Annotated in this window: 6 protein-coding genes; 3 read left to right on the top strand and 3 right to left on the bottom strand. The window is 66.4% G+C overall.

The genetic code is table 11. From position 1 onward, the window contains the following. Positions 1-117 precede the first annotated feature (117 nt). Together ltrA and ACFV8T_RS43295 are read right to left on the bottom strand one after the other, a co-directional pair. Entirely contained in the window at positions 118-1,560 is a 1,443-nt protein-coding gene (gene ltrA, locus ACFV8T_RS43300) for a group II intron reverse transcriptase/maturase (protein ID WP_385338816.1), read from the bottom strand. Between the two features lie 519 nt (positions 1,561-2,079). After that, the gene (locus ACFV8T_RS43295; RefSeq protein ID WP_385338814.1) at positions 2,080-2,877 is read right to left on the bottom strand and encodes an ISL3 family transposase; all 798 of its coding nucleotides are present in this window, start codon (positions 2,875-2,877) and stop codon (positions 2,080-2,082) included. On the opposite strand from ACFV8T_RS43295, the gene ACFV8T_RS43290 reads away from it, so the two are divergent. Next, the gene (locus tag ACFV8T_RS43290) at positions 2,780-3,277 is read left to right on the top strand and encodes a NucA/NucB deoxyribonuclease domain-containing protein (RefSeq protein ID WP_385338811.1); all 498 of its coding nucleotides are present in this window, start codon (positions 2,780-2,782) and stop codon (positions 3,275-3,277) included. The two genes, ACFV8T_RS43295 and ACFV8T_RS43290, sit on opposite strands and share 98 nt — an antisense overlap. An 83-nt stretch (positions 3,278-3,360) precedes the next feature. After that, positions 3,361-4,230 carry a DUF6924 domain-containing protein gene (locus tag ACFV8T_RS43285; protein WP_385338808.1) on the top strand — a complete coding sequence of 290 codons (870 nt, stop codon included), beginning with the start codon at positions 3,361-3,363 and terminating at the stop codon, positions 4,228-4,230. 54 nt (positions 4,231-4,284) lie between these two features. On the opposite strand, the gene ACFV8T_RS43280 is transcribed toward ACFV8T_RS43285, so the two are convergent. After that, a complete protein-coding gene (locus ACFV8T_RS43280) occupies positions 4,285-4,632 on the bottom strand; it encodes a response regulator transcription factor (protein ID WP_385338805.1) in 348 nt (115 codons plus the stop codon). A gap of 200 nt (positions 4,633-4,832) precedes the next feature. On the opposite strand from ACFV8T_RS43280, the gene ACFV8T_RS43275 reads away from it, so the two are divergent. Next, positions 4,833-6,209: an IS1380 family transposase gene (locus tag ACFV8T_RS43275; protein WP_385338802.1), complete on the top strand. Its 1,377-nt coding sequence runs from the start codon at positions 4,833-4,835 to the stop codon at positions 6,207-6,209. The last annotated feature ends 302 nt before the right edge of the window (positions 6,210-6,511 follow it).

Here is a 6,511-nt window from a genome sequence, read left to right as displayed (position 1 = left end):
TGTCCCCGATGGAGTTCGAACAGCAGCACCACAAGACAGCTAAACTCTCACTCGCCGCATGAACCCCGTGTCCACGCTCCGGGGGTCACCTCAATCATGCCGTTGGGATCGGCTCGGTCAGAGTTCCGGCCAGGGCGTGGGAATACTGTTGCCTCGGTAGCGGTAACGGGTGACTGGCACCGTGGCGAGGTTGAACAGTTCGATTCCGTCCATGCGGATCGCTTCCCATCCTTGCGGAGTGTGGAGCCATCGCCGGATGGCCTTCCACGTCATGCGGTTGCGGTGCATCACCCAGTGCACGACCCTCCACCAGACGAAGGTGGCAAGGCGCGACAGGGTGTGCTTGGCGACCGCATGCTTGAAGTAGTTGGCCCAGCCACGCTGGATCTGGTTGATTCTGATCAGCGCGACCCTGTAATCGAGATGCGACAACCTGAGGGTCAGTGACTTGATCTTCCGTTTCAGCGCCTCGACCGGCTTGTCGGCGATGAACGTGTAGACGTACCACTTGTCCGTTCCCCGCTTGCGATTCCACACGACGCGGAACCCGAGGAAGTCGAACCCGTCGGCCAGATGAACGATCCGGGTCTTCGACGGCGACAAGACAAGGCCCATCGTCGCCAAGACCTCACTCACCTGTCCGCGAAGCTCCTCGACGTGTTCTCTGGTCCCGTGAACCATGACGACGAAGTCGTCCGCGTAGCGGACAAGTCGCCAGGTGCCCAGGCCATGTTTCCGTCGACGTTCGCGATCCCGCCGGGTCGCCATCGTGTTCGTCCACTGCTCGGCGGCGAAGTCGTCGAGCGCGGACAGCGCGATGTTGGCCAGCAGGGGTGAGAGGATCCCTCCCTGGGGCGTCCCGGAGGTGGTTTCGTTCCGTTCGCCGAGCTCGGTCATGATCCCGGCCTTGAGGAACGCCTTCACCAGCGCAAGCACCCGCTTGTCCTTCAGCCGCATCCGCACCCGGCCCAGCAGGGCAGCGTGGTCGATCCGGTCGAAGCACGCCTCGATGTCAGCGTCCAGCACCCATCGGTAACCCTGGGTGCCGAACAGATGGATCTCGGCGATCGCGTCGTGCGCGCGTCGGTTGGGCCGGAACCCGTACGAGCACGGACGAAAGTCCGCCTCGAAGAAGGGCTCCATAACCAGCTTCAGCGCTGCCTGAACCACCCGATCCGCGATGGTCGGAATCCCCAGACGACGCAGTTTCCCGGCCGCCTTGGGGATCATCCGCTCACGCACCGGCATTGGCCGAAAGACCCCTGCCCTCAACTGCGAACGGATTTGTTCCAAGTGCGCTTCCGCCCCGAATGCCTGCACGTGGTCGGCACGAAGGCCGTCCACGCCCGCAGTTCGGGCTCCGGTGTTGCCTGCGACCCGCTCGAACGCCACTACCAAAGTGGCCGGGTCACACACGAAGTTGAACACATCGTCGAACCGGAATCCGTGATCGGCTACCGCCCAACGGTGCAGCTTGATCTGCATCTTCCGTACCCGTAGCTCGGCGTACTCAGCCACCGGCCACGCGACCGGGGCATCCACCCCGGTGTCTCCGGACATTGCAGTACCTCCCTTGCAATCTCGCTGCCGCCCTTCGCCATGTGGCCGGCTTTCCCGGCCTCGGACTACTACGGCGGCTCCGCCCCTTGCCCAGCCCGTTCGGCAGACGATGTGCCCAGCCCGTCCCGGCCACGCTGGCAGCGCGGACGAGGGGCGAGACCGGGAAGGTTCCCGTGTTCACCGATCGATCGCTCGACGAAGGAGGCACCCGGCTATACCCCCGCGGCATCGCCACAGCTAACCCGCAACACTTCGCTGTGGCCTCCCGAGCCGTCCAGCACAAACCACCGGAAGTTCCCCGACACCAACAACCACGGTGCGGGTGCGCGCCGCTACCAGCCCAGATCCGCCAGGTTCGAGCTGGTGGCACCTTAGGAGGCTTCACACACCGGTTCCTCGCGTATACCTCTCCGTCTCGCTCGCCGGACCCGCACCATCTGGCAGTGCTGATACGTCCCGGCTTTGTAGGGGCCGCTTGCCACCCTCCCCGGCATCTCCCGGATCAGGCTGCCCCCAGCTTCACCGCCCTGCTGCGACAGGACAGCGGCGAAGGTCTCCCACCTCCACTCGATCAATCGGCGCCTCACGGCGCACGTGCCAGAGGTGCCACCTGTCCGCCACCTGCACCGCCTGGGGTGCCCCGGAGGTGGCGCCTTCGGCGAAGAACGGTGCCCGGTCGCGGCATACGACCTCTACCCCGGGCCGCTTCGCGAGCCAAGCGGCCAGGCTGGAGGCCTCCCGGTCGGGCAGCAGGTCCACCGGACGCCGGGTTTCGACGTCGACCAGGACAGTCCCGTAGTGACGCCCCTTGCGGGTCGCGTACTCATCGACCCCGACCACGCGCGGGGCGGGAACTTCCGGGTCGGGCAAGGCTTCGATCAGCCGCAGCACCGTACTGCGACTGACGGACACGCCGAAGACTCTCGCCATGCGGGCCCCGGCCCGACCGGCGAGCGCGAGGCCGACCGCGGCCAGCGTCGACCGCAGGCGCTCGGTCCGCCGGCCGTACCGACGGGTCAGCCCCGGCATCTGCTCGACGAAGGTCCGCCGCCCGCACGAGATGACCGGGCAGAGGAACCTGCGGACCCGCAGGCATAGGACGACCCGTCTGCCACCGCTGGGCACATCAGCGGGAAACCGTAGGTAGGAGCTGTGAATACGCAGCGACCAGCTTCCACAGCCAGGGCAATCGGACCCGGCCACTGTGCTCTGGGCCTCGATGCGTACCGCTTCGTCGGTCACGTCGACCGACAGCACAGCCACGTCCGAGATCGACGGGAACAGCAACTCTTCCAGCCGGAGCACTACTTCTTCCACGGGCCGAACTGTCAGCCACACCGCACTGAGGACGAATCATTTTCAGGCAGCTTTCCGAGGTCCCGCCCGCCGCCCGACAAACGTCACTCCGCGTGGTTATTCACGGAAAGTGAGCCAGAACCGGAACTCATGCACAAATGCTGCCGCCAGACGTGAACGAAGCCAGACCATCAACGCCCACCGCAAGGCCATGTGCGCGAAGGTGCACAACCCCGACCCCAAGAAGTACGACTGCGACGAGTACCCGTTCGCTGCGAGCAAGGAGGGCGGCAACCCGGCCCGCGGCAGCACCCGCATCATCTCCGCCGGTGACAATCGCAGCGCCGGCGCCCGCCTCGGCGGCTTCTACAAGGCCCAGCGTGTCCTCAACGGCGACGGCTACTACGTCCGCATCAAGTAAGACACGCAACGCGCCTGCCACAGGTCCCGTCTACTCTTCCAGGACGGGACCGGCAGGCACAGTAAGCACGATGGGGGTTCTCCATGAAGCGTTCCAGCTGGCCGCTCCTTGACGGCCGCACCCGGCCGCTCAAGATGAAGGAGTGGGGCGACTTGGCCGTCATGGACCCCGACGCTGGCAAGCGGCCGCGCGGCCGCGGGTTCCTGGCGGCCGAGAAGGACTGGCTGCACATCGACGCCGGAAGCGCCCTGGAGAACCCCATCGTCACCCTCTACACCGGAGATGACCCGGGAGCGGAGAGCGGCTGGGACGAGGTAGAAGAGATCACCGTGATCTCCACGACCGGCTTCCTCGCCCTGTGCGACAGCGGTTACGAGCCACTGCGCAAAGAGAACCTGGCCACCGCGGGAGTCGGCCCCTACCTGATCCGCGTCCACGCCAGTGACCGGTCGTCGGACGGCAAGAAGCCCCGCTTCCTCATCCAGGTCATCCCCGGCGAGCGTACGGGGGCCGAGTCCGAGCCGGCCTCCTCCACCATCGAGGAGTCCACCGGTCCGCTCCTGGTGCGGACATCCTTCGAGCAGCCAGATGAGTGGGCACGCTTGCTCCAGGTCCTCGAAGGAGGCTCGGAGCACTACGACTCGATCACCGTCATTGACAACCCCGCCTACGCGGGCTTCACAGCGGATCAGATCCAGGCACGGATCGGGCGGGATGACGAGGACTGGCCCAACAGTACCGTCGTCCTCATCGCCGACGAGCGGACGCTGGCCTCCGCGGACTTCCCGCTGCTGGCCGTGAACAACCTGCCCGACGAAGACGACGATCCGTTCAGGATCACCCTCGTAGCGGCCGGATCCTTCGTCGTCAACTTGGAGCTGGCGAACACGAGCTTTGGTGAGTGGGGCCGTGGTGTCGACACCGACGGCGTCTACCGGGAAGAGCACTACTGACAGTGCTGACCCGGTGGTGTCCGTACCCGTTCCGCACGGGCACGGACACCACCATCAGGCAGCCGCCGTCACCGAAGACCCCGGCGGGACACCGGTCTCATGGCACTCGCATCGAGGATCGGAGCACAGCTGCTCGTGGGCGAGCACGGCCAGCACCGCGACCTGAAGCCGCGTCTGCTGTTCCAGCTTCTCCACGATCCGCGCAATGTGCGCCTTCACCGTGCGCTCCGTGATCCCCAGCTCCCGCGCAAGATGCCGGTTTCCTGCCCCCGTGCTCACCAGAAGGAACACTTCCCGTTCGCGGTCCGTCAGCCTTCTGAGCTTCCATAGACCCCGTACCGGATCGGCGCCCATCCGGCGGTAGGCGCAGGCGTGACCGCCCGCAATGGACCGTTCAGTCATTCCGGTCCTTCCTGGCCACCGTATTTCCCCCGGAAGACCCCCGTGGCTCCGGGTGCGGCGGTAACCATTCACAACCTAGCCTCGGGCTTTCACGCGGCTGGGTGTCCGATGCGTGATCGAAAACGCGAAGAGTGCTCTTGACCTGCAACGATGGGACTTGTCTAGGGTCCGGGTCGTCGCATGAAAGAAGCACTCCTCAGGTGAAGAAGCGTATCGGGTCCTATCCGCGTGTCCGCATCGAGGGCGGCGGGAGCGGGGTGGTCTCGCAGGCCGGCGGGGTGCTGCTGGTCGAGACCGCCCGTAAGACCGGCCTGGATAGCGCGATATCGGCGGCGCTGACGCCGTGGCGGCGGCCTCGGGCGGTGCACGATCCGGGCAAGATCCTGCTGGATGTGGCTCTCGCGGTCGCGCTGGGCGGGGACTGCCTGGCCGGTGCAGGAATGTTGCGGGCCGAGCCGGCTGTGTTCGGGCCGGTGGCCTCCGACCCAACGGTCTCCCGGCTGATCGACGCCCTCGCCGCGGCCGGGGACAAGGCCCTGACCGCGATCCGCTCGGCGCGGGCCGAAGTACGCGAGTACGTCTGGGCGTTGGCCAAGGACGCTTCTCCGGATGCGGGCGGCCAGGTGATCGTGGACCTGGACGGAGTGCTGGTCCTGGCCCACTCCGACAAGCAGGACGCGGCCGCGACCTGGAAGAAGTCGTTTGGACATCACCCACTGATGGGCTTCGTCGACCACGGAAGTGGTGGCACCGGGGAGCCGGTGGCAGCCCTGCTACGACCCGGGAACGCGGGATCCAACACCGCCGCCGACCACATCACCGCCACCCAAATCGCCCTGGCCCAGCTCCCCAAACGCCACCGGCGCGGCCGGTCCACACTGATCCGTACCGACTCCGCGGGCGGCACCCATGGGTTCCTCGCCTGGCTCACAAAACGGGGCCGGTGGCTGTCGTACTCGGTCGGGATGACCATCACTGAGCAGATTCATCAGGCCGTGTTGAAGGTCCCGGCCTCCGCCTGGAGTCCGGCGGTCGAGCCGGGCGGTGAGATCCGCGACGGCGCTTGGACCGCCGAACTCGGCGGCGACGTGCTCAAGGGCTGGCCGAAGGGGATCCGGCTGATCGTCCGCAAGGAACGACCCCACCCCGGCGCCCAGTTGCGGTTCACAGACGCTGACGGACTACGACTCACCTGCTTCGCCACCAATACGACTGGCGGGAAGATCACAGACCTGGAACTGAGGCACCGCCGACGGGCCAGGGCAGAGGACCGCATTCGCAACGCGCGGGCCACCGGTCTGCGGAACCTGCCCCTGCACGAGACCGCGCAGAACCGGATCTGGCTGGAGATCGTCCAGCTCGCCCTCGACTCGCTCGCCTGGATGCCGATGCTCGCCCTGACCGGCAAACCCCGACTCTGGGAGCCCCGCCGTCTGCGGTTGCGGCTGTTCTCTGCCGCTGCCCAAATCATCACCACCGCCCGCCAACGACACCTGCGATTCGCCGGACACTGGCCATGGACCGACGTGATCACAGACGCGATCAGACGGCTCGACACCCTCCCGAACCCAGGCTGACCAGCAACGACCCGCCCCGACGAGCAGAAGAGCCACCGACCGGAACCGTGGAACCCGGCGCCCACCCGATGCGACGATCGGGCCACCTGTATGCCCGCACACGCTCCACAACGACGCATTGGCCGCCAGCCGAAGCTGACGACCAATCACGAAAGATCGAGGCTAACGGCCCGGTTGGACCGCCCACCCCGGCATCCCAGGCTCCTCGTTGTCTCCCTGGCTGCCCTTCAGGTCTGCCGCGCCCATGACTGAATCACCAGAAACACCCCGACTCGTTGGGGTGTTTTGTGTGTGCTCAGTTC

The sequence above is a fragment of the Streptomyces sp. NPDC059832 genome (assembly GCF_042731715.1).
Taxonomy (GTDB): Bacteria; Actinomycetota; Actinomycetes; order Streptomycetales; family Streptomycetaceae; genus Streptomyces.
Note: the sequence above shows the minus strand (reverse complement) of the source record. Positions and strands in the feature narration are given on the sequence as shown.